This is a genomic window from Actinoallomurus acanthiterrae (assembly GCF_054775715.1).
Genome location: NZ_BAAHCO010000001.1, coordinates 662151 through 688171, shown reverse-complemented (window position 1 = coordinate 688171; position 26021 = coordinate 662151). Strand labels below are relative to the sequence as shown.

Sequence of the window (26021 nt, the reverse complement as noted above, 5' to 3'; positions counted from 1 at the left end):
GTCACCGCCGTGGAGCCCGGCGACCTCACCGAGCACTTTTACACCGAGCAGGCGTGGGACGACGCTCCGCCCGCCGGGCGGCCGGGCATACCGACGTTCCCGGCCACGCCGCTGGGCTGGGCGCACGGCCAGTACGTGTGGCTGGCCTGGTCGATCGCCGAACGCCGCTCACTGAGCACGCCGCCGGTCATGGCCGGTCGTTATCTGCGCGGCCGCTGAGGCACGAGCGTCAGGGTGTGGGCGGCCTCGCCGCGGATCGTCGCGGGGTCGGACCGCATCGGGATGGTGTCGCCGCGCGCCCACAGCGGCGCCTGGTCCCAGTAGTGGTCCGCGAAGGCGTGGCCGGACGCGCCGGTGAGGTTGATCCAGCGGGAGCGGTTCGGGTCGGCGAGGTCCACGACCATCCGCATGGACGGCACCCAGTCGACCTGGTAGCCCTCCTGAGGGTTCCAGCCGGTCGCGTCGACGAGCGAGTCGCCGCCCGCGAGCTTCAGGGGACCGCGGTTGAACAGCCACTCGATCGGCCCGATCCCGGAGGTGCCGAAGGTCTGGTTGGTCAGCGTCAGCGTGTGCAGGTCGCCCCAGCGCCACTTCGCCGGGTCGCCGCCGAGCCGCTTGCGCAGCTCCCCTTCGGCGTCCTTCAACGCGAGGCGGAGCATGTCGTCGCGGGTCTCCTTCGCCGGCGTGCGCACGTCGTCCCACCACGGGTCGTCCGGCCGGTTCAGGAGGTTCCAGAGCACCTCGAACCAGCGGTCGCCGCCGTCGGGCCGGGCGTCCTCGGGCAGTTCGTCGTCGAACGTCCGCAGCAGCAGGTGCCGGTACACCGCGTTGTAGAAGGCGGCCGGGGCCGAGCCGGCGGGCTGGGTGAAGTCCCAGCCGCGCAGCAGCGCCACCGCGGGACCCGAGCCGACGCGCAGCAGGTGCGGCACCAGCGTCGGCGCGAAGCCGTTGCGGTCGTCCAGCTGGATCCGCCCCATCGTCGCCGCGTCCATGACCGGCGTGCGCCGGACCAGCTCGGTGATGCGCGCGGCGCGGTAGCCGTACGCCCAGTCCCGGGTTAGCATCCGCGGGTAGCCCGGCCCGGTGGCGGCGTTGTTCGCGGTGACGAGGTAGCCCTGCGGCGGGTCGTACGCGCTGGGCAGCTCGTCGAACGGGATGTACCCCTTCCACTCCTGCGTGCCGGTCCAGCCCTGCGCCGGCCAGCGCCCGTCGCCGCTCGTGCGGATCGGGATGCGGCCGGGCGCCTGGTAGCCGATGTGCCCGTCGACGTCGGCGTACACGAGGTTCTGCGCCGGGACCTCGAAGGAGCGTGCGGCGGCGCGGAACTGCGTCCAGTCCCCGGCGGTGTCCAGGGACACGATCGCGTCGGCGGTCCGGCCCGGGTCGAGCGCGGTCCACCGCAGCGCGACCGCCGCGCCGTTCCCCGCCGTACGGGCCGAGGCCATGACGTCGGACAGCAGCGGCCCGTGCCGCGTCGAGCGTACGGTGATGGTCACCGGCTTCGACCCGGCGACCTTGATCTGTTCGGTCCGGAGCGCGAGGGGCTCCTGGCGGCCCCGGTACTCGTACGTCGTGCCGGTGACCCGCTCCAGGTACAGGTCGGTGACGTCCGGGCCGAGGTTCGTGAAGCCCCAGGCGATCCGGGCGTTGTGCCCGATGATGACGCCGGGGACGCCGGAGAACGTGAACCCGGTGACGTCGAACGGGCAGGCCGCCGACGGACGGCGGCAGTGCAGCCCGGCCTGGTACCAGATCGACGGCATCTGCGGCGCGAGGTGCGGGTCGTTCGCCAGCAGGGGCTTCCCGGTGTTCGTGCGGGCGCCCGAGACGACCCAGGAGTTCGAGCCCAGGCCGGGGGCGCCGTTGCCGAGCATCGTCGGCATGGCGTGGATCGCGGCGGCGACGCGGGTCAGCGCCGGGGACAGCGCGCGGGCGCGCGGCGCCGGGCCAGTACGCCCGCCGGAGCCGCCGGGGACGATGACCGGGTTCCGGTCGTACGGGTAGCCGGGGTAGAGCTGGTCGGCGCGGGCCGGGGAGACCTTCGTCGCGGCGAGCGCGCGACCCAGCTCCTCGTCCATGTTGCTGCGCAGGTCCCACGCCATCGCCTTGAGCCAGGACAGGGAGTCGACGGCGGTCCAGGGCTCGGGGTGGTAGCCGGTCCGCTGCAGGCCGAGCACGGAGTACTCCAGGCTCTGCGTCGCGGTGTCGCGGTGCCGGGCCAGCCAGGCGTTCACGCCCTGCGCGTACGCGTCCAGGTAGCGCCGGGTGTCGGGGCGCAGCAACGGCAGTTCCTGCTCGGCGACCCGCCGCCAGCCGAGCGTACGGACGACCTTGTCCGTGTCGAGGGTGGTCTTGCCGAACAGCTCCGACAGCCGCCCGGCCGTGACGTGCCGCCGGAAGTCCATCTCCCAGAACCGGTCCTGCGCGTGCACGTAGCCCTGCGCCCGCATCAGATCCTCGGCGCCGTCGGCGTAGATCTGCGGCACGCCCCACCGGTCCCGCAGGACGGTGACGTCCGCGCCCAGCCCGGGCACCGACACGCGCCCGCCGACCTGCGGGTACGACCGCCGGACCGTCCACCACCCGTACAGCGTGAGCACCAGCGCGAGCGCCAGGAGGGTGATCAGGACGCGGACGGCCCAGCGGGCCGGTCGCGGCAGTTTGGCCAGCGGCGCGAACCGGACCATCGACCCTCCACACGCCGGAAGCGGGATGATCGCGTCAGTAAACCATTCGGGTCGACATCCGGGAACGCATCGGCCGGAACGGATCGTCTCCCCGCGACTCGGCCGTCGGGCGAACACGCCTGCTGCTAGCGTTGATCTTTGTTGCGGACTTGGTCAAAACATCGCCGAGGAGGCCGTGTGCCCGCCGAGAAGCCGTCCCGCGCCGACGACGCGTCCGTCCCCGACATCCCGCTGGGGGTGCCGACCGCCGCACGCATGTACGACGAGGCGCTCGGCGGGAAGGACCACTTCCAGGTGGACCGGGACGCCAACGCCAAGCTCTACGAGCTCATCGGCGAGGACCGGGTGCGGTCCACCGCACTGGAGAACCGCCGCTTCCTGGGCCGGGTGGTGCGTTACCTGGCGCGGGAGTGCGGGATCCGGCAGTTCCTCGACGTCGGCTCGGGTCTGCCCTCCGCGCGCAACACCCACCAGATCGCCCAGGAGGTCGATCCGGCGGCGAAGGTGCTCTACGTCGACATCGACCCCATCGTCGCCGTGCACGGCAAGGCGCTGCTGTCCGGGGACGGCACCCGGATCATCACGGCGGACATGCGCGAGCCGGAGACGGTGCTCGACGACCCTCAGACGCGGGAGCTGATCGACTTCAGCCGGCCCGTGGCGGTGCTGTTCGTCGCGGTGTTCCACTTCGTCACCCCGGCCGAGGACCCGGCGCGGATCGTGGCCGCGTTCCGCGACCGCCAGGCCCCCGGCTCGTACGTCGCGATGTCCCACCTGACCAGCGACGGCGCGGCGGAGGACATCGCCGGGTGGGAGGCCGGGTTCGCGAACGCCACCAGCCCGATCGTCTTCCGCACCGAGAAGGAGATCCAGGCACTGTTCGACGGCTACGAGATGGTCGAACCCGGCCTCGTGCGCCCGTACGACTGGCACCCGGACGACGACGGCTCACCGCGGACGACCTCACTGTTCGGAGGCGTCGGACGGCTCCCCGCCCGCTGACCGCCCCGAGTCGCGGGGCGGATCGGCGGTGTGCCGGTCGGGCACCTTGGGTCCGGGCCGCGGTGTCCGACGCGCCGCGTCGAGGAGGCGGGTGCCGAGCGCGCGGACGTGTTCGATGAGTTCGGGCGGCTCATGCACCTCGAATGCGGCGCCGAGTTGCGCGACCCACGCCGCAAGCTCGTCGAGGGAGTTGGAGCCGGCTCTGAGCACGCACGTGTCGTCTGTGGCCGGTTCGACCGCCGCGACGGTGGGCGGCATCCGGGTGGCGACGACGTCGGCGGGTGCGTGCACCGTGAACCGGCCGTGGTAGCGGTACGGATGGACGGAGATCTGCTCCGACACGTAGCGGGTGAGATCGCCGCCGGGCGGCTCGCGGGGGGTGAAGCGCGGCCCGTTCGGCGTGCGCAGCCGCATCCGATCGACGCGGAACGTGCGCCAGTCACGCCGACCGGTGTCCCATGCCACCAGGTACCAGCGGCGTCCCGAGCTCACCAGCCGGTGCGGCTCGGCGGTGCGGCGGCCCTCGGCACCATCGCGGGCGCGATAGTCGAACCGCAGGCTCTCGCGGTCGCGAACGGCGGTGGCGATCGCGGTGAGCACGGCCGGGTCCACCGCGTCCGCCGAGGATGCCAGCGGAACCGTGGCCGAGCGCAGGGCGCCGACGCGATGCCGGAGCCGGGGCGGGAGGACCCGCTCGAGTTTGACAAGCGCGCGGACCGAGGTCTCGTCGATCCCGGCCACGCCGGAGACCGCGGCGGTGCCGAGTCCGACGGCGACCGCGACGGCCTCGTCGTCGTCGAGCAGCAGCGGTGGCACCCCGGTACCGGCGCCGAGGCGGTACCCGGGCGCCCCGGCGGTGGCGTGCACGGTGTATCCGAGCTCGCGCAGCCGGTCCACGTCGCGGCGGATGGTCCGGGCCGAGACGCCCAGCCGCTCGGCGAGTTCCGCGCCCGGCCAGTCCCTCGGCATCTGCAGTAGCGACAGCAGCCGCAGCAGCCGCGCCGATGTCTCCAACATGGCGGCCATCCTAGGACCGCACCTGTCCTAACTGGCTTCTACCGTGATGAACATGAACGACGACACAGAGATCCACCGGTTCCGTATCGACGTCCCCCAGGCGCAGCTTGACGACCTGCGCGACCGTCTCGCCGCGACCCGCTGGCCGGACGAACTGCCCGGGGTCGACTGGTCCTACGGCGTCCCGGCCGGCTACGCGCGTCGGCTGGCCGAGTACTGGCGCACCGGATTCGACTGGCGTGCCGCCGAAGCGCGGTTGAACGCCTTCCCGCAGTTCACGACCCGCATCGACGGGCAGAACATCCACTTCCTGCACGTCCGCTCGCCCGAGCAGGACGCGCTCCCGCTGATCATCACGCACGGCTGGCCCGGCTCGGTCGCCGAGTTCATGAAGGTCATCGGGCCGCTCACCGACCCCGCCGCGCACGGCGGCGATCCGGCCGACGCGTTCCACGTCGTCGCGCCGTCGATCCCCGGGTTCGGCTTCTCCGGGCCGACCACCGAGACCGGCTGGGATCTGAACCGGGTCGCCCCGGCGTGGGCCGAGTTGATGCGTCGCCTCGGCTACCAGCGCTACGGCGCGCAGGGCGGGGACAGCGGCGCGGTCATCTCGCCCATGCTCGGCCGCGCCGACACCGCGCACGTCGCGGGCGTGCACGTCAACGGCGGCCTCGGCTTCCCGACGGGCGACCCGGCCGAGTTCGAGGGGCTCACCGAGACCGAACTCGCCCGACTCGGCCAATACCAGGACCAGGACCGCGCCGGCTACGCGATGATCCAGGCGACCCGGCCGCAGACCCTGGCGTTCGGCCTGCACGACTCGCCCGCCGCGCAGTTGGCGTGGATCGCGGAGAAGTTCAAGGAGTGGACCGACCCGGCGCGAGAGCTACCCGAAGACGCGGTCGACGTCGACCAGTTGCTCACCGACATCAGCATCTACTGGTTCACCGGGACCGCCGCTTCGTCGGCCCGTCTCTACAAGGAGACACAGAAGTCATGGGGCGCCGCCACCGAGTACTCTCCGCTGCCGCACGGCGTCGCCGTCTTCCCCGGCGACCCGGGCGTCCGCCGGATCGCCGAACGTGACCACAAGGTCGTGCACTGGTCGGAATTCGACCGGGGCGGCCACTTCGCCGCCATGGAGGCGCCCGAGCTGCTCGTCGAGGACATCCGGGCCTTCTTCCGCACGGTGCGGTGAAGCCCGGCCTTTGACGCTCTGGGAATTGATGATGCTCGACGTCGCGGCCCTCCAGTTGGTGGACCTGGACGTCGGGCGTCACACCTCCCGGATACTGACGGCGGCGCGGTGGTGACGAGGGGCCTCGACCTCGTCGAGCAGGGCGATCGCGAAGTCCGCGTACGAGATCCGGCTGGCCGCGTCGCCGTGCTCGGCGACCCGGTAGCGGCCGGTGCGCCCGCCGTCGTGGTCGAAGTCGCCCGCGGGGGCGACGTACGCCCAGTCGAGGTCGCCGGTCCGGAGCTCCTCCAGGCCCGCCGCGTGGCCGAGGGAGAAGGAGCGGTACTCGTTCGGATAGCCGGGCTCGTCGATCAGCGGAGCACCGGACGCCCCGGGCAGGATCGACGCCAGGCCGACCATCACCAGCCGGCGCACGCCCGCCTTCACCAGACCGGTGTTCAGGGCGCGGGCCGACGCGGTGAAGAAGTCGTGGGACGGCACGGCCAGGTCCGCGGCGGCGCTGATGGCGGCGTCGTGCCCGGCGGCCGCCTGCGCGACGCCCGCCGTGTCCAGGACGTCGCCCGCCACGACCCGAGCGTCGGTCAGGTCGCCGTGGCGCGCGGGGTCGCGGACCACGGCGGTGACCTGGTGCCCGCGCCGGCGCGCCTCGGCGACGGCCTGCCGCCCGGCCCGGCCGCCCGCGCCGAAGATCACGATGTTCATCGGTAACCGCCTCTCACCAGGGCCGGATCCTGTGCGCCAGCCGGTGCGCGGACGCTATCCAGAGGCGCGGTTACCACCGGGATACCGGTTATCGTGCAGCCATGAGGGAACCCCTGCCCGCCGACATGTTCGACGAGCTGTGCCCGTCCGCACTCAACCCGATCCGCTTCGGCGACAAGTGGGCGGCGCTCGTCATCCGCTGCCTCGAGGGCGGACCGCGCCGGTTCTCCGAGCTGCGCGTACCGCTGAGCCGCGTCACTCCCAAGGTCCTCACCCAGTCGCTGCGATCCCTCGAACGGGACGGTCTGGTCAAGCGCACCGTCTACGCCGAGGCCACCCCGCACGTGGAGTACGAGCTGACTCCGCTGGGCCGCAGCATGCTCGAGCCCCTGGCCGCCGCCTGCGCCTGGACGTCGGAGCACTGGGACGAGCTCCTCGACGCCCGCGAGGCGTACGACGACGCCGCCCGCCTCGACCGCGCCGGCTGACACGCCTACCGCCCGAAAGCGGCGCACTAGAATCGGTCACCGGATCGTCGACGATCCGTACGACAAAGGGACGGGGCGCGTCGCGGACGAGCCCGCGAGCGAGGGATCATGCCAGCGCAGGAGCAGACCGTGACCGGCCCGGAGGCCGGCGAGCGGCAGGACGTCACCGCCGCGATCCGCGAGGCGATCGTCCGGGGCGACTTCGCGCCCAACCAGCGTCTCGTCGAAGCGGACCTGTCCCAGCAGTTCGGGGCCAGCCGCAGCGGCGTGCGCACGGCACTGTTCGAGCTGGCCAACGAGGGACTCGTCGAGCGCGTCCAGCACCGAGGTGCCCGGGTCCGCGCGGTGACCCTCGAGGAGGCGATCGAGATCTCCGAGGTGCGCATGGTCGTCGAGGGCCTGTGCGCGGCGAAGGCGGCCGAGCGCGTCACCGACGAGGAGGCCGCCGAGCTGCGGTCGATCGGCGACGCCATGCGCGACGCCGTAGCGGACGGGCACGTGCTGAAGTACTCCGAGCTGAATCAGCTGTTGCATCGCCGGATCATCGAGATCAGCGGCCAGGCCACGGCGGCGGGCGTGGTCGAGCGGCTGCGGGCGCAGAACGTCCGCCACCAGTTCCGGCTGGCCCTGGTGCCCGGCCGACCGAACGTCTCGCTGGCCGAGCACCTGGCGATCATCGACGAGATCTGCGCGCACGCCCCGGACGCCGCCGAGCGCGCCGCGCGCCGGCACCTGGCCAGCGTCATCGAGGCCCTCAAGGCCATCTGACCGACCATCGCCGGAGAGCGCGCGGCCTCCGGCCGTCGGTCCCAGGAGAGCGGTCCCGGATCCGGCGCGTTCCCCCGCAAGGCCGGCATGGCGTTCGACCAGCCCGCAAGGCCGGCATGGCGTTCGATCAGGCGGGGCTGCGCGCCCGGGTCCGGGATCAGGCCTGGCCGGGCAGCGCGTCGTCGACGACGGCGCTCGCGACGGGCCGGTGCCGGATGCTCAGGTACGCCGCCGCCATCATGACCGCGCCGGCCACCCCGGCGATCGAGAAGGCGGCGAATCCCCAGGTCGCGGCGCCGTCGGCGACGAGCCTCCCGCCGAGCCAGGGCCCGAAGACGGCGCCGAACCGGCCGACGCCGGCGACCCACCCGACGGCGGTGGCACGGCTGTCGGCCGCGTGGCGGCTGCCGACGCTCGCGTACACCATCGTCTGGGCGCTGAACAGCAACGCGCCCGTGAGGAACACGACGAGGTAGGTGAAGGCGAGCGGCATGTGCACGGCGAACAGCCCGGTGCCGACGGCGGTGAGCGCGAACCAGACGATCGTCACGCGCAGCGGACCGACGCGGTCCGACAGGCGGCCGGCGCTCAGCAGCCCGACGATGCCGCCGAGGTTGATGACGAGGAGGAAGCTGACGGCCGAGCCCAGTTCGTACCCGTTGGCGCGCATCATGGTGGGCAGCCAGGTGCTCACCCCATAGACCAGCAGCAGGCCGGCGAACGACGCGGCCCAGAAGCTGAGCGTGGTCGGCCACTGCGAGCCCGCGAAGAGGGCCCGTACGTTCTGCCAGGCGTCGGATCTCCGGGACGCGGCGGCTGGCAGGTCGAGGGCGAGTCCGTCGTTCTGCCAGGCGTCGGATCTCCGGGACGCGGCGGCGGGCGTGCCGAGGGCGAGTCCGTACCGGTGTGCCAGCGTCTCCGCCTCCTCTCGGCGTCCCTTGGCGACCAGGAAGCTCACCGACTCCGGCAGGAACCTGACGGCCAGCGGCACGACGACGACGGCCGGCACCGCGCCCAGCCAGAACACCGACCGCCACCCGAAGGACGGGACGACCCACAGCCCGAGCGCCGCGGCCACGATGCCGCCCGTCTGGTGGGCGGTCATCACGACGCCGACCATCAGGTTGCGCCGGCCGGGCGACGCGTAGTCCATCACATACGCGATCGCGGTCGGGAGGAGCCCGCCGAGTCCCAGACCGGCGATGAACCGCGCACCGCCGAAGACGGCGGCGGACGGGGCGGCGGCGGTGGCCGCGGACGCGAGAGAGAACAGCGTCACGTTCGCGATGACCGCCTTCTTGCGGCCGACCCAGTCGCTGACCGTGCCCGCGCACAGGGCGCCGACGAGCATGCCGAACGTGGTGTAGCTGCCGATGTCCCCGGCCTGGCCGGCCGTGATGCCGAGCTCGTGCCCCTTCAGGATCCGAGGCAGGACGGCGCCGTAGACGAAGAGGTCGGTGCCGTCGAGCAGGACGAACGCCCAGCACAGGACCACGACCACCGTTGCCGGCCTGCGGAGCTGGGGGACGTACGCGGGGTCTGAGGGTTTCGCAGGCATCTCGTCTCTCGCTTTCGCCGGAGGTCCGGACCTGGTGCGCTGAGAGTAATTGCGACACTTCTTCGCTACAAGACCTGCAGCAAAATTGTTGACAATCCATTCGACCTGAGCACAGCATGAGTGCCGGGGCCAGCGCCCCTGTTCGGGGAGCGTTCAGTGAAAGGGTTCTGATGGGTACCGAGACCAGCTCCGCCGGTCCGCTGCTGGTGATCAGTGCGCACGCCGGTGACTTCGTCTGGCGCGCCGCGGGCGCGATCGCGCTGGCGGCCGAGCGGGGCGACCCCGCGAAGGTGGTGTGCCTGAGCTTCGGCGAGCGCGGCGAGTCCTCCCGCGCCTGGCGCGACGGCAGGACCCTCGAGGAGATCAAGGGCATTCGCCGGGCCGAGGCCGAGGCCGCCGCCGCCGAGCTGGGCGCCGAGATCGAGTTCCTCGACGCCGGCGACTACCCGCTGCCGGAGACCCCCGAGCTGGTGGATCGGCTCGTCCGCGTGTACCGGGAGTTCACGCCCGCCGTCGTGCTGACCCACACGCTCACCGACCCGTACAACGGCGACCACCCCGCCGCCGCCCGGATGGCCCTGCAGGCGCGCGTCCTCGCGCAGGCCATCGGGTACGACGCGCCGGGCGAGCCCCTCGGGGCGCCGCCGGTGTTCCTCTTCGAACCGCACCAGCCGGAACAGTGCGATTTCAAGCCGGACGTGCTGCTCGACATCACGCCGGTCTTCGAGCGCAAGCGCAAGGCGATGGAGTGCCTGCCCGCCCAGCAGCACATGTGGGACTACTACACCGACCTGGCGAAGCGACGCGGCGTGCAGCTCAAGCGCAACGCGGGACCCAACCTGGGCCTGGCGCACGACACGATGGCCGAGGCGTACGTCCGGGTGTACCCGCAGACGACGGCGGTGCTGGCATGAGAACAGTGGTCGTCACCGACCCGCGGACGACGGCGGTGCCGGCATGAGGACCGTGGTCGTCACCGACCCGCGGACGACGGCGGTGCCGGCATGAGAACGGTGGCCGTGACCGACCCGCGGACGACGGCGGTGCCGACATGAGGACCGTGGTCGTCACCGACCCGCCGCGCGCCGACGCGGAGCAGGTCGACGCGCTCGCGGCGTACGGGGTCGCGACCGTCCACGAGGCGATGGGCCGGGCGGGGTATCTCGGCCCGGGGATCCGCCCGGTCCACCTCGGGTCGCGCGTCGGCGGCACGGCCGTGACGGTGCTGTCGTGGCCGGGCGACAACCTGATGATCCACGTGGCCGTCGAGCAGTGCCGTCCGGGCGACGTCCTGGTCGTCACGACCACGTCGCCGTCCACGGACGGGATGTTCGGCGAGCTGTTCGCGACCGCGCTGCAGCACCGGGGCGTCCGCGGCCTCGTCATCAACGCCGGCGTACGGGACGTCGCCGAGCTGCACGCGATGGGCTTCCCGGTGTGGTCCGCGGCGGTCAGCGCCCAGGGCACGGTGAAGGCGACGCCCGGCGCGGTGAACGTCCCGGTGAGCATCGCCGGCCAGCCGATCCACCCGGGCGACGCGATCCTCGCCGACGACGACGGCGTGGTGTGCGTCCCCCGCGCGGACGTGGCCGCCGTACGCGAGGCCGCCGAGGCGCGCGCCGCCAAGGAGGAGGCGGCCCGCGCTGCCTTCCGCCGGGGCGAGCTGGGGCTGGACCGGTACGGGCTGCGCGATCGGCTCGCCGAGCTCGGCATCGAGTACGTGAAGTACGGCGAGGACGGGTCGTGACCGGGCTGCGCTGCATGCTGATGCGGGGTGGCACGTCGAAGGGCGCCTACTTCCTCGCCGCGGACCTGCCGGACGGTCCGGCCGACCGCGACGACCTGCTCCTGCGCGTCATGGGCACCCCGGACCCTCGCCAGATCGACGGGATCGGCGGCGCCCACCCGCTCACCAGCAAGGTCGCCGTCGTCTCCCCCTCGGCCGACCGCGAGGCCGACGTGGACTACCTGTTCCTCCAGCTCGGGGTCGAGGAGCCGACCGCCTCCGACCGGCAGAACTGCGGCAACCTGCTCGCGGGCGTCGGGCCGTTCGCGGTCGAACGTGGACTCGTCGCGCCCGGCGACCCGGAGACGAGCGTCCGCATCCGGATGGTGAACTCCGGCAGCGTCGCGACCGCGACGTTCGCGACCCCGTCCGGGATCGTGGAGTACGCGGGCGACACCGCGATCTCCGGCGTCCCCGGCACCGCGGCTCCGACCGTCGTCGACTTCGCCGGGACCGAGGGCTCGACGTGCGGGGCGCTGCTGCCGACCGGCCGGGTCCGGGACGTGATCGACGGGATCGAAGTCACGTGCGTCGACAACGGGATGCCGGTCGTCGTCGCGGAGGCGTCCGCGTTCGGCCTGACCGGGTACGAGAGCCCGGACGAGCTCGCCGCCGACGACGGCCTGCGGGACCGGATTCAGGCCCTCCGGCTCCAGGCCGGAAAGCTCATGGGCCTCGGTGACGTCGCCGGCGCCTCCGTGCCCAAGACCACGCTCGTCGCCCCGCCTCGCGACGGAGGGACGATCTGCACCCGGACGTTCATCCCGCTGCGCGTCCACGCGTCGATCGGCGTCCTCGGGGCCGTCACCGTGGCCACCGCGCTCCTCATGGACGGGGCCGTCGGCCACGACCTCGCCGAGCTCCCGGCGCCCGGCTCGACCATGAGCAACGGGGCCGTCGGCCACGACCTGGCCGAATTCCCGGTACCCGGCTCGCCCATGAGCGTCGAGCATCCCACCGGCCGCCTGGACGTCGTCGTCGAACTCGACGACGCGGCCCCCCGTCCCACCGTCCGCCGCTCCAGCGTCGTACGCACGGCCCGCAAGCTCTTCGACGGCACCGTCTTCCCCCGCCCTGGAGGCACTCATGGCGCCCCTGCATGAGATCGCGCACGTCGCCCACGTCGAGCTCCTGACGCCCGAGCCCGAGAAGAGCCTGTGGTTCTTCACCGAGGTCATGGGCCTGACCGAGAACGGCGCCGACGGCGACTCCGTCTACCTGCGCACGTGGGACGACTACGAGCACCACACTGTGAAGCTCACCGCCCACACCACGTCCGGCATCCGCCGCACCGGGCTCCGTACGTCGAGCCAGGAGGCCCTCGACCGGCGGGTGAAGGCCGTCGAGGAGGCCGGGTACGGCGTCGGCTGGCGCGACGGCGACCCCGGGATCGGCCCCACATACGTCTTCCGCGACCCCGACGGCCATGAGCTGGAGATCTACTGGGAGAGCGAGTGGTACGACGCTCCCCCGGAGTTGACGCCCTCGCTGAAGAACCAGGCCCAGGCGTACCCGGCGCGCGGCGTCTGCGTCCGCCGCCTCGACCACGTCAACTTCCTGGCCGCCGAGGTGGAGGGCAGCACGGAGTTCGTCCGGGACGTCCTGGGCGGGCACCCCACCGAGCAGATCAGGCTGGACGACGGGACGATCGCCGGCCGCTGGCTGACCTTCACCAACAAGTCGTACGACCTCGTCTACACCCGCGACCGGACGGGCAGCCAGGGGCGTCTGCACCACGTCGCGTTCGCCACCGACACCCGTGAGGACATCCTCCGCGCAGCCGACATCTTCCTCGACAAGGGCGTGTTCATCGAGACGGGGCCGCACAAGCACGCCATCCAGCAGACGTTCTTCCTGTACGTCTACGAGCCCGGCGGCAACCGCATCGAGCTCTGCAATCCATGCGCGCGGCTCGTCCTCGCCCCCGACTGGAAGACGATCACCTGGACCGAGGCCGAGCGCGCCAAAGGACAGGCGTGGGGCCTGCAGACCATCGCGTCCTTCCACACCCACGGCACCCCGCCGGTATGAGGCTGGCTCACCAGGCGACGGGCAGCGCGTGCAGCCCGAAGAGCCCGGCGTCGTAGGCGAAGGGCAGCTCGTCGAGCCCGGCCGCCAGGCGCAGCGTCGGGATCCGGGCCAGCAGGGTGCCGTAGGCGATCTCGAGCTCGGCGCGGGCGAGGTTGCGGCCGACGCACTGGTGTACCCCGTGGCCGAAGGCGAGGTGGTGCGGGGAGCGGCGGATGTCGAGCTCGTCCGGGTTCTCGAAGGCCCGCTCATCGCGGTTGGCGGACGCGGCCAGTACCGTCAGGCGGTCACCGGCGCGGACGCGCACACCGCCGATGTCGAGGTCGGCTTCCGCCATCCGGTCGAAGCTGACCCAGTCCTGCACCGAGTGGAACCGCACCAGCTCCTCGGCCGCGCTCGGCAGCAGGCTCGGATCGGCGCGCAGCGCGGCGAGCTGCTCCGGGTGCTCCAGCAGCGTCACCACGCCCAGTGAGATCGTGTTCGCGGGCGACTCGTAGCCCGCGAGCAGCAGCAGGAAGCCGACGTTGATCAGAGCGTCGGTGGTCAGCTCTCCGGTGGGCAGATATCTGGCGGCCAGCCGTCCGATGAGGCCGTCCTGTGGTTCGCGCTCGGCGCGGTGGATGAGGTCGCGCAGGTGGCCGCGAACGTCCCGGGAGGCCTGGGGGGCCCGCGGGTCGATTCTCATCACGGCCAGCATCCGGAGCCGGGACTCGAAGAACGCCCGGTCCCCGGCCGGAACGCCGAGCAGCTCGCAGATGACGCGTGCCGAGACCGGGCGCGCGAACGACTCGACGAGGTCGGCGGGCGGCCCGTGCTCCAGCATCTCGTCGATCGCCGTGTCGACGATCCGCTGGATGCGCGGTCGCATGGCGGCCACCTGACGGGTACCCAGCTCCGAGATCAGCATCCGCCGGTACTTACCGTGCTCGGGCGGGTCCAGGTCGATGAAGAAGCCGTCGTCGGGGCGATCGTCGTCGGGCCCGCGAGGCCGTTCGGGTCGTCCGGTGTTCGAGCTGATCCGCGGGTCGCTGAGGATCTGCCGCGCCTCGGCGTAACGGGTGACCGCCCAGACCGGCGCTCCGTTGGGCAGGTCGGCGCGGACGAGCGGCGCGCGGGCGCGCATCCGCCGATACTCGGCCGGCGGAGCGAACGGGCAGGTCCGCTCCATCGGAAAGGCCGGTGGCGCGTCCTCGGATGCGCTCATCGCACTTCCTCCCCATAAGGCGAATAAGGTTCACTATTCGCGCATTTCCGCAACCGGAAACTGCCGGGAGTATTTTCATCGGCACGCATAGTGAGCGGTCCGATGAATGCACATATCATGCCCCTCGTAATACCTAATGTCAGCTCTCTCACCCCTTCCTTCGGAGACACAAGGGGGCCGGACACGCGCACGCTCAGTCGTGAATGTCGGCGGTGGTACCCCAGGCGACCGGCAGCCGGTCCACCCCGTACACCGCCATCCGGTCGCGGGTCGGCACCTCGGCCGGTGGCACGGCGAGGCGCAGGTCGGGGAAACGGTCGAAGAGGGCGGTCAGCGCGATGCGCAGCTCGGCACGCGCGAGTTGCTGGCCGAGACACTGGTGGACGCCGTGGCCGAAGGCGAGGTGCCCGGTCGCGGAACGGGCCAGGTCCAGGGTGTCCGGGTCGGTGAAGCGCTCGGGGTCACGGTTGGCCACCGGCAGGGCGAGCACGACCGTCTCGCCGGCGGCGATGGTGTGGCCGTCGATCTCGACGTCGACCAGCGCGGTGCGGCGTACGTCGAACTGCAGGATCGACAGGTAGCGCAGCAGTTCCTCGACCGCGCGCTCGGCGAGGGCCGGGTCCCCGGTCAGACGGGCCCGCTGGGCTGGTTCGGTCAGCAGCACGAACGTCCCGAGCGACAGCATGCTCGACGTCGGCAGGTGGCCGGTGGCCAGCAGCACCATGCCGAGGTTGGTGAGTTCGTCGTCGGTCAGGTCCCCGGTCGCGACCGCGTGCGCCAACAGCCCGTCGTCCGATGGCGCCGTCCCGGCGCGGAGGCGCGCGACCAGGCGGCGCACCGTCCCGGTGATCGACAGCACCGCCTCGACCGCCTGCTCGGGGGTGGAGTCCAGGTCGTTCATCACCGCGGTGGCCGCCTGGATCGCCTGCCGGTCCTCCAGCGGCACGCCCAGCAGTTCGCAGATGACCAGGGCCGGGATCGGCACGGCGAACGCCGCGACGAGATCGGCGGGCGACCCGCCGTCCGCCATGTCGGCGAGTGCCTGCTCGGTGTACCGGCGGATCGTCGGCGTCAGCTCCGCGACGCGCCGGGGGCCGAAGTGGCGGCTCAGCAGGCGGCGGTACCGCGTGTGCTCGGGAGGATCCATGTGCGGGAAGATGCCCGGCTCCGCGGGCGTGGGCCGCTCCCGCGCGTATCCGCGGCCGACCGGCTGGTGGAGCAGTTCCCTGCGGGTGCTGAAGCGCGGATCGGACAGGATCGACCGAGCGACGGAGTATCCGGTGGCGACCCAGCCGAGGTGTCCGTCCGGGTAGGCCAGCCGGCTCAGCGGTGGTCGTTTTCGCAGCTCGACGGGTGGGTCGAAGGGGGTCGGCCGATCGGTCTCCAACGGTCGGGCATCGGTCTCCAATGGTCGGGCACTCGGGCCATCGCTCATCCGGCCACCTCCCGCCTCGGCGCCGAGCAGACGTCTCGGGCGCGCCGATGATCATCAGCCGCTGATTATGCATGACGAATCGAAAAAATGACACCACTAGTCAGTTCCGTACCGTCCGATTAGCATCGGCGCTGACCGAACAGACACATCTGTCAACTCTCAGGTCCCACCGGCCGCCCTAATTTCAACCGGCCCGTGATGGGGGACCTGACGACTCTCCCAGCAAGCTCACTGTCATCTCTGAACAGGGGTGCTTAATGGCGGTTCGGGATGCCCAGGTGGCGGTTGTCGGCGGTGGACCGGTGGGGCTCATGCTCGCCTGCGAGGTGGCGCTTCACGACGTTCCGGTGGTGGTGTTCGAACGGCTCCCCGAGGTCGAGTGGCGTCCCAAGGCCGAGGGCATCACCGGGCGAGCCGTCGACATCATGGACCGCCGCGGCCTGATGCTCGGGGTGGCCGAGACCCCCATCACGCCGCCCACCGCCGAGCAACAGGCCCGGATCGACGCGGGCGAACGGCGGCCGGACAGCCTGCTGCCCAAGGAGTTCCCCGGCGCCCGGCACTTCGCCAGCATGTTCCTCCTGCGGCCGGAGTCGCCCGACCTGCTGGTGCCCCAGCAGCTGCTGGAGATGGACCTGGCACGGCGCGCGGCCGAGCTCGGCGTCGAGGTCCGGCGCGGTCACACGGTCACCGGGTTCACGCAGTACGACGACCGGGTGCGGCTCGACGTCGACGGCCCGGACGGGCCGTACGCGATGGAGGCGGAGTGGCTCGCCGGCTGCGACGGCGGCCGGAGCATGGTCCGCAAGCTGTCCGGCGTCGCCTTCCCGGGGACGGACGGGGTCACCACCGGCTACCGCGCCTTCGCCGAGATCGACGACCTCGACTTCCACCTGCCGGGCTGGTTCCGCAAGGACTGCGGGCTCCTGGTGTACGAGGAGGGGCCGCCCCGGTTCATCACGCTGGAGTTCGACGGCCCTCCGGTGAACCGGGACGCTCCCATCACGCTGGAGGAGTTCCAGGGCTCGCTGCGCCGGCTCAGCGGGACCAAGGTGACGGTCACCGAGGTCAAGAAGATCACCCGGTTCACCGACAACGCGCGGCAGGCCGAGACGTACCGCAGCGGGCGGATCCTGCTGGTCGGCGACGCGGCGCACGTCCACTCTCATTGGAGCGGTCCAGGATTGCGCCTCGGGCTGGGCGACGCGCTGAACGTCGGCTGGAAGCTCGCCGCCGTCGCGCGGGGCTGGTGCACCGACGACCTGCTCGACACCTACACCTCCGAGCGGCATCCGATCGGCGCGCAGACCCTGGAGATCCAGCGCGCCTCGATCGCGTTGATGCGGCCCGGCCCCCACGTCGACGCGCTGCGCCGGCTGCTCCGGGAGCTGCTGCTCCGGGACGAGGCGAACCGGCAGCTCACCTCCCTGGTCGACGACCTGCACATCGCCTATGACATGGGCGATCCCGCGCCCACCGGCCCCCTGGTCGGACGGTACAGCCCGGACCTGCGGCTACGCCTCGCCGACGACACCGTACGGCCCGCGGAGCCGCAGCGTGCCGACGGCGGCGTGCAGGTCATGGAACCGCGGCACGCCGACGGCGACGTACGGGTCGCGGAACGGCGGCACGCCGACGGCACTATGCCGGTCACGGAATCGCAGCACGCCGACGGCACCGTACGGGTCGCGGAGCTGCAGCGCACCGGGCGGGCGCTGCTGCTCGACCTCGGCGCCGGTCCCGAACTCCGGGCCCTCGCCGAACCCTGGTCCGATCGGGTCGACATCATCACCGCCGAGTGCGACGAGCCACCGGCGGACGCCCTGCTGATCCGGCCGGACGGCTTCGTCGCCTGGAGCACTCCCGCCGACCCGGCGTCGCTGCCGGACGCCCTCGGCCGATGGTTCGGCCCCCCGTCCGCGGCATGACAGGTCCACAACCGCACGCTCCCGGAGGCGGAATGAGTGATCCCAGGCTGACCACACTCCCGGCATCCGCGCCGGTCGAGGAGGCCATCGACGTCGTCGACCGCGACGGCGCGGTGATCGTCGAGGACTTCGTCGACGCCGCCACGCTCGGCGGACTCTGGAACGACCTCGGGCCGGCCCTGGAACGCCAGGCGGACGGCGACGGAAGGCTGGTCGGCGAGAAGACCCGGATCCTGCCGGGACTGGTCCGCCGGACGGCGCACTCGGTCCCGATCCTGCGGCAGCGGCACCTCCTCGGCGTGGCACGGCACTTCCTGCAGCGCCCGGTACGGGCCTGGCTCGGCGAGCAGCGCGTGGAGTTCGTCCCGACCATCCAGCTCGGCATCTCCCGGGTGATCCAGATCTGGCCGGGGGTGCCGCTCCAGGGACTGCACCGGGACGACACCGCCCACCTGCGGACCCACCCGGGTCCGGAGAGCCGGGTGCAGGTCATGGTGGCCGCCACCGAGTTCACCGCGGTCAACGGCGCCACGCGCGTGATCCCGGGCAGCCACCGGTGGGACGACGAGCGGGCGCCCCGCGACCCCGAGGCGGTCCCCGCCGCGATGCGGGCCGGCTCCGCGCTGGTGTGGCTGGGCAGCACGTACCACGGCGCCGGCGTCAACGCCTCCGACGCGCCCCGCACCGGCCTGTCGTACGCACTCGACCTCGGCAACCTCCGGCAGGAGGAGAACCAGTACCTGTCCGTGCCGCTGGAGGTGGTCCGCACGTACCCCGAGGACATCCAGCGGCTCATCGGTTACGAGCCCTGCCCGCCGATGTGCGGCCTGTACGAGCTGAGCGATCCGATGCTGCTGCTCCGCGACGGGGCGGCGGACCCCGCCGCGATGTCCGACGCCCGATAACGGGAGGTCACCGCGTCGAAGGAGGGACAGACAGATGCGCACACCCGACCTGTACCTGCGCAGTATCGGCGTCCATCTGCCACCGGTGGTCACCATCGAGACGGCCGCCGCCGAGGGCCGCTACCCTGCGGACGAGGTCGAGTACTTCCGTCTCGGCGGCGCGGCGGTGGCCGGCGACCTGCCGGCCCCGGAGCTGGCGCTCCGCGCCGCCCGGCACGCGTTCGAGCGGTCCGGCGGGATGTCGCCGCGCGACCTCGACCTCATGCTGTACAGCGACGTCTGGCACCAGGGTCCGGAGGGCTGGGAACCGCAGTACTACCTCCAGCAGCACCTGGTGGGCGGCGACGTCCTGGCCGTCGAACTCCGGAACGGCTGCTGCGGGCTGTTCAGCGCCCTGCAGCTGACCGCCGGATACCTGCGGCCGGGCGGTGGCGGCGCGCTGCTGGTCGGCGCGGACAACCACGGCACGCCGCTGGTCGACCGGTGGCGGGCGATCGAGGGCTGCGTGCTGGGCGACGCCGGATGCGCGCTGCTGGTCACGACGGACACCGGGTTCGCCGAGGTGCGGTCGGTCAACGTGACCGTGCTGCCGGAGGCGGAGGCGGTCAACGACGGCGGCGTGCCGATGTTCCCGCCGGACGCGACCGTCGGCCGGCCGCTGGACTTCGCCGCGCGCAACGTGGAGTTCCGCAAGCGGCTGATCGAAGGGGACGGCGCGAGCGTCATGCTGGCCATCCAGAAGACGCTGATCGAGCTGGTCGACCGCACCCTCAAGGAGGCGGACATCACGCTCGACGACGTGGCGCGCGTGGCGTTCCCCCACGGGCGCTGGGACGACCTGGAACACCGGGGACTCAACTGGCTCGGGCTGAGCCTGGCCGACAGCACCTGGGAGTACGGCGCGAGCATCGGGCACCTCGGGGTCGGCGACCAGTTCGTCGCCCTCGACCACCTGCTGTCCACCAGGGCGCTGGCCGCCGGTGACCACGTGCTGCTCGTCGGGCTCGGCGCCGGCACCACCATGGCCTGCGCCGTACTGCGGATCCTCGGCGTGCCGGAGGAGTACGCGTGACCGGCCGCTGAGCGGAGTTCGAGGAGGCAGGCATGGAGACGGCGGACATGTACATCAGCGGGGTCGGGTCGTACGTTCCCGGCACGGTCACGGTGGAGGACGCCGTGGCGGCCGGCCGGTACACCGCGGACGAGGTCGAGTTGTACGGCCTGGCCTCCGTCGCGGTGGCCGGTGACGTCCCGGCGCCGGAGATGGCGCTGCGCGCGGCGCGGAGCGCGCTCGCCCGGAGCGGCCGGTCCCCCACCGACCTCGGCCTCCTGCTGTACGTCTCGACCTGGCATCAGGGGCCGGAGGGCTGGCCCCCGCAGGCGTACGTGCAACGCCACCTGGTCGGCGACGGAGTGCTGGCCACGCAGCTGAGGCAGGGCTGCAACGGCATGTTCGCGGCGCTGGAGCTGGCGGCGGGCCACCTGCGGGCCGCACCGGGCCGCAGGGCCGCGCTGCTGGTCGCCGCCGACAACTACGGCACGCCGTTGGTCGACCGGTGGCGGATGCTGCCCGGAGCCGTCGCCGGCGACGCGGGCAGCGCGCTCGTGCTCGACACCGAGCCAGGGTTCGCCCGGCTGGCGTCGGTGTGCACGGTGTCGGTGTCGCAGGCCGAGGAGATGCACCGCTGCGCCGAGCCGCTGTTCCCGCCCGGCATCACCGCGGGCCGCCGGGTGGACTTCGCGGCCCACAACGACGAGTTCCGGCGGCGCGCCGTCGTCGAGGGCGACGGCACAGGAGTGCTGGTGACGCTGGACGAGCGGATGGCCGGGGTGATCGACCAGGCGCTCTCGGAGGCCGGGATCAAGGCGGCCGACGTGACGCGGGTGGCGTGCATGAACACCTCCCGGGACATCGCCGAGCAGGTCTGCGAGATCCGGCTGGAGATCCCGGCGTCCCGTTCGACGTGGGAGTTCGGCCGGACCATCGGGCACTGCGGGGCGAGCGACCAGGTCCTCGCGCTGGAGCGACTGGTCCGAACAGGTGAGCTGGGTCCCGGCGACCATCTGCTGATGTTCGCCTACGGACCGGGGGTGACCATCTCCGCCGCCGTCGTGGAGGTGACCGAGACGCCCGTTTGGGCGCGGACACGAGGAGGCGATACGTGATGGACCGACCGGCCGAGGCGATCGCGGTTATCGGGATCGGCTGCCGCCTGCCCGGCGGCGCCGACTCCCCGGACGCCTACTGGAACCTGCTGCGCGAGGGACGGGACGCGAGCGGGCCGGCGCCCGCCGACCGCTGGCGGGACTACGCCGACCGTGGCCCGGCGTACGCCGCGGCGGTTCGCCGCACCGTCCCGCGCGGGAGCTTCCTGGAGGACGTGGCCGGCTTCGACGCGGAGTTCTTCGGGCTGTCGCCGCGCGAGGCCGAGTTGATGGATCCGCAGCAGCGCCTGGTGATGGAGACCGCGTGGGAGGCCCTCGAACACGCCGGAGTGTCGCCGGACGCGATCGCCGGCACCGACGCCGGCGTGTACGTCGGGGTCTGCACCGGCGACTACGGGCATCGGCTGCTGGAGGACCTGCCCGACATCGAGGCGTGGACCGGGATCGGCGCGGCGACCTGCGCGGTGGCCAACCGCGTCTCGTACGCGCTGGACCTGCGCGGCCCCAGCCTCGCGGTGGACACGGCCTGCTCGGCGTCGCTGGTCGCCGTGCACCTGGCCGTTCAGGCGCTGCGGGCCGGGGAGAGCGACGTCGCGCTGGCCGGTGGGGTGAACCTCATCCTCTCCCCCGGCGAGACACTGACCCTGGACGCCGCCGGCACTCTGGCACCCGACGGGCGGAGCAAGTCGTTCGACGCCGCGGCCGACGGGTACGGGCGGGGCGAGGGCGCGGCGATCGTGGTGCTCAAGCGGCTCGCCGACGCCGTACGGGACAGGGACCGGGTCCTCGCGACGATCCGCGGCAGCGCGGTCAACCAGGACGGCCGCACCGTGGGCATCATGGCACCGTGCGGCCAGGCGCAGGAGCACGTGATGCGCCGCGCCCTGCGACAGGCCGGCGTCGAGCCCGGCACCGTCGGCTACGTCGAGGCGCACGGCACCGGCACGGCGGTCGGCGACCCGCTCGAGGCGGGCGCGCTGGGCAACGTGTACGGCGCGGGCCGGCGGACCGGCCCTGCCTGATCGGCTCGGCGAAGTCCAACATCGGCCACCTGGAAGGCGCCGCCGGCATCGCCGGCCTGGTCAAGGCGGTCCTCGCGCTCGACCGCGGCGAGCTGCCGCCGAGCCGGCTCGACACCCCCACGTCGGCCGTGGACTGGGCGGGCGCCGGGTTGCGCGTGGTCGGCGCGCCGACGCCGTGGCCCGGCTCCGCGCACCCGCGCCGCGCCGCCGTCTCCGCCTTCGGCTACGGCGGCACCGTCGCCCACGTCGTCCTCGAACAGGCGCCTCCGGCCGATGGGGCCGCAGGCCCGCCGTCGCCCGTCGCCGAGGAGACCGCAGGTCTGCCGTCGCTCGTCGCCGATGGGACCGCGGGCCCGCTGTCCCCCGTGTCCGCCGGGGGGACCGCAGGCCTGTCGTCGCCCGTCACCGACGGAACCGCAGGTCTGCCGTCGCTCATCGCCGAGGGAACCACAAGCCCGCCGTCGCTCGTCGCCGAGGGAACCGCGGGCTCGCTGTTCCCCGTGTCCGCCGCGTCGCGGGCTGCGCTGCGGCAGGCCGCCGGTGCCCTCGCCGACGTGGCCGGTGACCTCCCGGTGGCCGAGGTCGGGCACACGCTCGCCCTGCGCCGGGCCCACCTGGCGGAGCGGGCGGTGGTTGCCGCCGAGGACCCAGGGGCGCTGGCCGACGGCCTGCGCGCCCTGGCGTCCGGCGCCCCGCACGACGCGGTGACCACCGGCCGGGTGCTCACCGATCCCGGGCCGGGACCAGTGTTCGTGTTCTCCGGGCACGGCTCGCAGTGGGCCGGCATGGGCCGGGAGCTGCTGGCGACCGAGCCCGCGTTCGCGGCCGTGATCGACGAGCTGGAGCCGGTGTTCGCCGCCGAGATCGGTTTCTCCCCACGAGAGGCGCTCACCGGCGGGGACCTGACGGAGGTCGACCGGATCCAGACGATGATCTTCGCGATGCAGCTCGGCCTGGTCGAGCTGTGGCGCGCGTACGGGGTGCGCCCGCACGCGGTGATCGGTCATTCGGTCGGCGAGATCGCCGCCGCCGTGACCGCCGGCGCGCTGAGTCGCCTCGACGGCGCCCGGTTGATCTGCCGGCGGTCCAAGCTGCTGCGGCGGGTCGCTGGGCATGGGGCGATGGCCCTGGTGCAGTTGCCCTTCGCGGACGCGGCGCAGCGGCTCGCGGGCCGTACCGACGTGGTCGCCGCGATCGCCTCGTCGCCCGGATCGACGGTCGTCTCCGGCGACCCGGACGCCGTCGCGGAGGTGCTGGCCGGCTGGCTCGAGGAGGGCGTCCCCGCCCGCCGGGTCGCCTCGGATGTGGCGTTCCACGGGCCGCAGATGGATCCGCTGCTGGCCGACCTGACCGCCGCCGCGGCCGACCTGACTCCCGCCGCCCCGCGACTCCGGGTCTACTCGACGGCGCTGGACGATTCGCGGGCGGCGCCCGGCTTCGATGGCGCGTACTGGGCGACCAACCTGCGCCGGCCGGTACGCCTGGCCGACGCTGTCACGGCGGCGGCGGCCGACGGGTACCGGGCCTTCGTGGAGGTCTCCCCGCATCCGGTGGTGACCCACTCGCTGCTGGAGACGCTGTCCGCCGTCGGGCACGAGGACGTGTTCGTCGGTTCGTCGCTGCGCCGGAACCGGCCCGCGCGGGCCACCCTCCTGGCCGGTGCGGCCGCCGCGCACTGCGCCGGCGTCGCGCTGGACTGGCGCCGTCTCCAGCCGGCCGGGCCGGCCGCGCTCCCCACCTATCCGTGGCAGCGCCGCCGGCACTGGCGACCGCCGTCCGCCCCCGACGCCGGTGGCCGCGGCCACGACCCGGACGCGTACACCCTGCTCGGCGACGCGATCGACCTCGCCGGCACTGACATCCGGCTCTGGCGGACCGCCCTGGACGACCAGACCCGGCCGTATCCCGGTAGCCACGCCATCGAGGGTGTCGAGATCGTGCCCGCCGCCGTGCTGGCGACCACGTTCTTCGCCGCGTCCGGCGGTCAGGCGCTCAGCGAGGTGACGATGTCGGCGCCGCTGCTGACCGCCGACCGCCGCGAGGTCCAGGTCGTACGGCAGGGGACCGGGCTGCGGCTGGCCTCCCGTAGCGCCGGCGACCCGGACGCGGCCTGGCAGATGATCGCTACCAGTGTGGTGCCCGCCGACCTCGGCGAACCGCCGGCGCCTCCGGTCCTGCCGCTCACTTCGGCGGACCCCGGCTCGGTCACGGAGCGGCTGGCAGCCGTCGGCGTGCCCGGCACCGGGTTCGCGTGGACCGTCGAGGAACTCCTGCGCGGCCATGGCGCGCTGCGCGCCCGCGTACGGTGCGGGCCCGCCACCACCTGGGCCCCCGTGCTGGACGCCGCCATGTCGGTCGCACCGAGCGCGTTCCCCGGCGATCCGCTGCTGCGCATGGTCACCTTCGTGGACCGGCTGGTCACGGTCGGGGAACCACCGGACGCGGTGCACCTCGACGTGTGGCTCGACCCGGAGCAGGCCGACACCGTTCAGGTACGCGTGACGGACGCCACCGACGAGGCCGGCACCGTCGTCGCCTGGCTGTCCGGCCTCCGGTACCCGGTGATCGACGCCCCGTCCACCGGTGTCGCGACGGCGAACGGCTCTGGGCCCGCCGACTCGTACGCCCACCTGAGCCCGGAGGAACTGCGCGCCGTGCTGATCGAGGAGGTCGGCGCGCAGATCGCCAAGGAGATGCGGCTGGACCCCACCGACCTCTCGCCCAACCGTCCGCTCGTCGAACAGGGACTGGACTCCGTGCTCACGGTCGTCGTCCGGCGCCGGCTGGAGAAACGGTTCCGCTGCTCGCTGCCGACCACTCTGCTGTGGCGGCAGCCGACCATCGCCGCGGTCTCCGACTACATCGCCGGACTCATGGCCGGGGCGGACGCCAACGGGAACACCGGACCCTCGACCGCCGTGGACGCGAACGGGAGCGCGGGGCCCATGAGCGGGGCAGACGCGAACGGGAGCGCCCGGTCCGTGATCGCAGCGGACGCGAACGGAAGCACCGGGCTCGTGACCGGGGCAGACGCGAACGGAGGCGTCCGGTCCGTGACCGCAGCTGGCACGAACGGAAGCACCGGGTCCGTGAGCGGGGCAGACGCGAATGGAAGCACCGGATCCGTGGACGCGAACGGAAGCACCAGGCCCGTGGACGCGAACGGGAGCGCCGGACTCGTGAGCCCGGGGGACGCGAACGGGAGCGCGGATGCGCGGTAAGGGAGTGGTCGCCGGGCCGGTCGAACGTGCCGATACCGACCGGATCGCCCACCTCGCGACCCGGTGCCGGCTCGTCCTGCTGGAGATGATCCACCGGGCCGGGTCCGGGCACGTCGGCTCGTCCCTGTCGTGCGCGGACATCATCAGCGTGCTCAAGTTCGACCAGATGGACTGGACGCCGGACCCGTCCGCAGGCGACGTCTTCGTCCTGTCCAAGGGACACGCGGCCCCGGCCTGGTACGCCGCCCTGATCGTCGACGGCGACCTGCCCGCCGAGGACGTCGGCACGCTGCGCGCCCTGGACAGCCGGTTGCAGGGGCACCCGGATCGTACGCGGCTCGACCTGGTGGACGTCAGCACGGGAGCACTCGGCCAGGGCCTGTCGGTGGCCGTCGGCCGTGCCCTCGGCAAGCGGCTCCACGGCCGGGACTCCACTGTGTACTGCCTTCTGGGCGACGGAGAGTGCCAGGAGGGTCAGGTCTGGGAGGCGTTCATGTACGCCGGAGCGCAACGGGTGCCCGGCCTGGTGGCGATCATCGACCACAACGGGAGCCAGAGCGACGGCGCGGTCGACGACATCCTGCCGCTGCGCCCGTTGCCCGACAAGCTGCGCGCGTTCGGCTGGCAGGTCGACGAGGTGGACGGCCACGACCACGGCGCGCTGCGCGACGCGTTCCGGCGACGCGCCACGGGCGGGCCGTCGGCGATCATCGCCCACACCCGCAAGGGGTGGCTCGGCCCTGGGCGCGTCCTCATGAACGGCAGCCACGCCGACCTCCCGTCGGCGGCGGAGTACGCGGCGGCGGTCGACTTCCTGGAGACCCTGCTGGAGGCCGGCACATGACCGAGCGAAGCGAGGGCATGGGCCTCGCCTTTGCCGGGGGGCGTCCCCCCGGTCAGGGGGAG

21 protein-coding genes and 1 pseudogene are annotated in these 26021 nt (G+C 72.7%); 16 read left to right on the top strand and 6 right to left on the bottom strand.

All coding sequences use genetic code 11. The annotated features are described in order from the left end of the window. Positions 1-9: 9 nt before the first annotated feature. Positions 10-219 carry a hypothetical protein gene (locus ACYVF7_RS03385; protein ID WP_460334671.1) on the top strand — a complete coding sequence of 70 codons (210 nt, stop codon included), beginning with the start codon at positions 10-12 and terminating at the stop codon, positions 217-219. Here ACYVF7_RS03385 and ACYVF7_RS03380 read toward each other — a convergent pair. Further along, entirely contained in the window at positions 201-2687 is a 2487-nt protein-coding gene (locus ACYVF7_RS03380; RefSeq protein WP_460334669.1) for a penicillin acylase family protein, read from the bottom strand. The genes ACYVF7_RS03385 and ACYVF7_RS03380 overlap by 19 nt on opposite strands. A 177-nt stretch (positions 2688-2864) precedes the next feature. On the opposite strand from ACYVF7_RS03380, the gene ACYVF7_RS03375 reads away from it, so the two are divergent. Then, on the top strand, positions 2865-3689 hold the full coding sequence (locus tag ACYVF7_RS03375) for an SAM-dependent methyltransferase (RefSeq protein ID WP_460334666.1): 825 nt from the start codon (positions 2865-2867) through the stop codon (positions 3687-3689). Here the strand turns inward: ACYVF7_RS03375 and ACYVF7_RS03370 are convergent. Next, positions 3651-4706, bottom strand: a complete 1056-nt coding sequence (locus ACYVF7_RS03370) for a helix-turn-helix transcriptional regulator (protein ID WP_460334663.1) — start codon at positions 4704-4706, stop codon at positions 3651-3653. The two genes, ACYVF7_RS03375 and ACYVF7_RS03370, sit on opposite strands and share 39 nt — an antisense overlap. Before the next feature lie 52 nt (positions 4707-4758). On the opposite strand from ACYVF7_RS03370, the gene ACYVF7_RS03365 reads away from it, so the two are divergent. After that, positions 4759-5904, top strand: a complete 1146-nt coding sequence (locus ACYVF7_RS03365) for an epoxide hydrolase family protein (protein WP_460334660.1) — start codon at positions 4759-4761, stop codon at positions 5902-5904. A gap of 78 nt (positions 5905-5982) precedes the next feature. Here ACYVF7_RS03365 and ACYVF7_RS03360 read toward each other — a convergent pair whose 3' ends face one another. Beyond that, complete coding sequence (locus tag ACYVF7_RS03360) at positions 5983-6606, bottom strand: NAD(P)-dependent oxidoreductase (protein ID WP_460334657.1); 624 nt, start codon at positions 6604-6606, stop codon at positions 5983-5985. A 101-nt stretch (positions 6607-6707) separates the two neighbouring features. Here ACYVF7_RS03360 and ACYVF7_RS03355 point away from each other — a divergent pair, with 101 nt between their 5' ends. Beyond that, positions 6708-7094, top strand: a complete 387-nt coding sequence (locus ACYVF7_RS03355) for a winged helix-turn-helix transcriptional regulator (protein ID WP_460334655.1) — start codon at positions 6708-6710, stop codon at positions 7092-7094. Between the two features lie 108 nt (positions 7095-7202). After that, positions 7203-7862: a GntR family transcriptional regulator gene (locus tag ACYVF7_RS03350; RefSeq protein ID WP_460334652.1), complete on the top strand. Its 660-nt coding sequence runs from the start codon at positions 7203-7205 to the stop codon at positions 7860-7862. 157 nt (positions 7863-8019) lie between these two features. On the opposite strand, the gene ACYVF7_RS03345 is transcribed toward ACYVF7_RS03350, so the two are convergent. Beyond that, positions 8020-9420: an MFS transporter gene (locus ACYVF7_RS03345; protein ID WP_460334649.1), complete on the bottom strand. Its 1401-nt coding sequence runs from the start codon at positions 9418-9420 to the stop codon at positions 8020-8022. A gap of 170 nt (positions 9421-9590) precedes the next feature. On the opposite strand from ACYVF7_RS03345, the gene ACYVF7_RS03340 reads away from it, so the two are divergent. The 4 genes from ACYVF7_RS03340 to ACYVF7_RS03325 all read left to right on the top strand — a co-directional run bounded on the left by ACYVF7_RS03340 (position 9591) and on the right by ACYVF7_RS03325 (position 13237). Next, entirely contained in the window at positions 9591-10334 is a 744-nt protein-coding gene (locus tag ACYVF7_RS03340) for a PIG-L deacetylase family protein (RefSeq protein WP_460334646.1), read from the top strand. Between the two features lie 137 nt (positions 10335-10471). Then, positions 10472-11167: a 4-carboxy-4-hydroxy-2-oxoadipate aldolase/oxaloacetate decarboxylase gene (locus ACYVF7_RS03335; protein WP_460334643.1), complete on the top strand. Its 696-nt coding sequence runs from the start codon at positions 10472-10474 to the stop codon at positions 11165-11167. Continuing rightward, positions 11164-12309 carry a 4-oxalomesaconate tautomerase gene (locus ACYVF7_RS03330; protein ID WP_460334640.1) on the top strand — a complete coding sequence of 382 codons (1146 nt, stop codon included), beginning with the start codon at positions 11164-11166 and terminating at the stop codon, positions 12307-12309. Before ACYVF7_RS03335 ends, ACYVF7_RS03330 begins: the two co-directional genes overlap by 4 nt. Next, positions 12293-13237 (top strand): catechol 2,3-dioxygenase, encoded by a 945-nt coding sequence (locus tag ACYVF7_RS03325; RefSeq protein WP_460334637.1) that lies wholly within the window; start codon positions 12293-12295, stop codon positions 13235-13237. The genes ACYVF7_RS03330 and ACYVF7_RS03325 overlap by 17 nt, the downstream gene beginning before the upstream one ends. Before the next feature lie 7 nt (positions 13238-13244). Here the strand turns inward: ACYVF7_RS03325 and ACYVF7_RS03320 are convergent, their stop codons facing one another. Continuing rightward, positions 13245-14438, bottom strand: a complete 1194-nt coding sequence (locus ACYVF7_RS03320) for a cytochrome P450 (RefSeq protein ID WP_460334634.1) — start codon at positions 14436-14438, stop codon at positions 13245-13247. A 193-nt stretch (positions 14439-14631) separates the two neighbouring features. Then, positions 14632-15873 (bottom strand): cytochrome P450, encoded by a 1242-nt coding sequence (locus ACYVF7_RS03315; protein ID WP_460334631.1) that lies wholly within the window; start codon positions 15871-15873, stop codon positions 14632-14634. 257 nt (positions 15874-16130) lie between these two features. Here ACYVF7_RS03315 and ACYVF7_RS03310 point away from each other — a divergent pair, with 257 nt between their 5' ends. The 7 genes and pseudogenes from ACYVF7_RS03310 to ACYVF7_RS03280 all read left to right on the top strand — a co-directional run bounded on the left by ACYVF7_RS03310 (position 16131) and on the right by ACYVF7_RS03280 (position 25959). Continuing rightward, on the top strand, positions 16131-17801 hold the full coding sequence (locus ACYVF7_RS03310) for an FAD-dependent monooxygenase (RefSeq protein WP_460334628.1): 1671 nt from the start codon (positions 16131-16133) through the stop codon (positions 17799-17801). 32 nt (positions 17802-17833) lie between these two features. Further along, complete coding sequence (locus tag ACYVF7_RS03305; protein ID WP_460334625.1) at positions 17834-18706, top strand: phytanoyl-CoA dioxygenase family protein; 873 nt, start codon at positions 17834-17836, stop codon at positions 18704-18706. A 34-nt stretch (positions 18707-18740) separates the two neighbouring features. Then, positions 18741-19778: a ketoacyl-ACP synthase III family protein gene (locus ACYVF7_RS03300; protein ID WP_460334622.1), complete on the top strand. Its 1038-nt coding sequence runs from the start codon at positions 18741-18743 to the stop codon at positions 19776-19778. Positions 19779-19810: 32 nt separating this feature from the next. Further along, positions 19811-20872: a ketoacyl-ACP synthase III family protein gene (locus tag ACYVF7_RS03295; protein ID WP_460334620.1), complete on the top strand. Its 1062-nt coding sequence runs from the start codon at positions 19811-19813 to the stop codon at positions 20870-20872. Further along, positions 20872-21938, top strand: a pseudogene (locus ACYVF7_RS03290) (beta-ketoacyl [acyl carrier protein] synthase domain-containing protein); the annotation flags it as partial. The gene ACYVF7_RS03295 and the pseudogene ACYVF7_RS03290, both read left to right, overlap by 1 nt. 84 nt (positions 21939-22022) lie before the next feature. Further along, positions 22023-25115: an acyltransferase domain-containing protein gene (locus ACYVF7_RS03285; RefSeq protein WP_460357774.1), complete on the top strand. Its 3093-nt coding sequence runs from the start codon at positions 22023-22025 to the stop codon at positions 25113-25115. Next, entirely contained in the window at positions 25105-25959 is an 855-nt protein-coding gene (locus ACYVF7_RS03280) for a transketolase (RefSeq protein ID WP_460334617.1), read from the top strand. The genes ACYVF7_RS03285 and ACYVF7_RS03280 overlap by 11 nt, the downstream gene beginning before the upstream one ends. Positions 25960-26021 lie beyond the last annotated feature (62 nt).

What these genes read in the sequence shown, in the direction of transcription:
- ACYVF7_RS03340 (WP_460334646.1), top strand. Translation starts at nt 9,591, where the DNA reads ATGGGTACCGAGACCAGCTCCGCCGGTCCGCTGCTGGTGATCAGTGCG.
- ACYVF7_RS03335 (WP_460334643.1), top strand. Translation starts at nt 10,472, where the DNA reads ATGAGGACCGTGGTCGTCACCGACCCGCCGCGCGCCGACGCGGAGCAG.
- ACYVF7_RS03350 (WP_460334652.1), top strand. Translation starts at nt 7,203, where the DNA reads ATGCCAGCGCAGGAGCAGACCGTGACCGGCCCGGAGGCCGGCGAGCGG.
- ACYVF7_RS03365 (WP_460334660.1), top strand. Translation starts at nt 4,759, where the DNA reads ATGAACGACGACACAGAGATCCACCGGTTCCGTATCGACGTCCCCCAG.
- ACYVF7_RS03310 (WP_460334628.1), top strand. Translation starts at nt 16,131, where the DNA reads ATGGCGGTTCGGGATGCCCAGGTGGCGGTTGTCGGCGGTGGACCGGTG.
- ACYVF7_RS03360 (WP_460334657.1), bottom strand. Translation starts at nt 6,606, where the DNA reads ATGAACATCGTGATCTTCGGCGCGGGCGGCCGGGCCGGGCGGCAGGCC.
- ACYVF7_RS03295 (WP_460334620.1), top strand. Translation starts at nt 19,811, where the DNA reads ATGGAGACGGCGGACATGTACATCAGCGGGGTCGGGTCGTACGTTCCC.
- ACYVF7_RS03280 (WP_460334617.1), top strand. Translation starts at nt 25,105, where the DNA reads ATGCGCGGTAAGGGAGTGGTCGCCGGGCCGGTCGAACGTGCCGATACC.
- ACYVF7_RS03305 (WP_460334625.1), top strand. Translation starts at nt 17,834, where the DNA reads ATGAGTGATCCCAGGCTGACCACACTCCCGGCATCCGCGCCGGTCGAG.
- ACYVF7_RS03355 (WP_460334655.1), top strand. Translation starts at nt 6,708, where the DNA reads ATGAGGGAACCCCTGCCCGCCGACATGTTCGACGAGCTGTGCCCGTCC.
- ACYVF7_RS03345 (WP_460334649.1), bottom strand. Translation starts at nt 9,420, where the DNA reads ATGCCTGCGAAACCCTCAGACCCCGCGTACGTCCCCCAGCTCCGCAGG.
- ACYVF7_RS03370 (WP_460334663.1), bottom strand. Translation starts at nt 4,706, where the DNA reads ATGTTGGAGACATCGGCGCGGCTGCTGCGGCTGCTGTCGCTACTGCAG.
- ACYVF7_RS03380 (WP_460334669.1), bottom strand. Translation starts at nt 2,687, where the DNA reads ATGGTCCGGTTCGCGCCGCTGGCCAAACTGCCGCGACCGGCCCGCTGG.
- ACYVF7_RS03320 (WP_460334634.1), bottom strand. Translation starts at nt 14,438, where the DNA reads ATGAGCGCATCCGAGGACGCGCCACCGGCCTTTCCGATGGAGCGGACC.
- ACYVF7_RS03315 (WP_460334631.1), bottom strand. Translation starts at nt 15,873, where the DNA reads ATGAGCGATGGCCCGAGTGCCCGACCATTGGAGACCGATGCCCGACCG.
- ACYVF7_RS03300 (WP_460334622.1), top strand. Translation starts at nt 18,741, where the DNA reads ATGCGCACACCCGACCTGTACCTGCGCAGTATCGGCGTCCATCTGCCA.
- ACYVF7_RS03325 (WP_460334637.1), top strand. Translation starts at nt 12,293, where the DNA reads ATGGCGCCCCTGCATGAGATCGCGCACGTCGCCCACGTCGAGCTCCTG.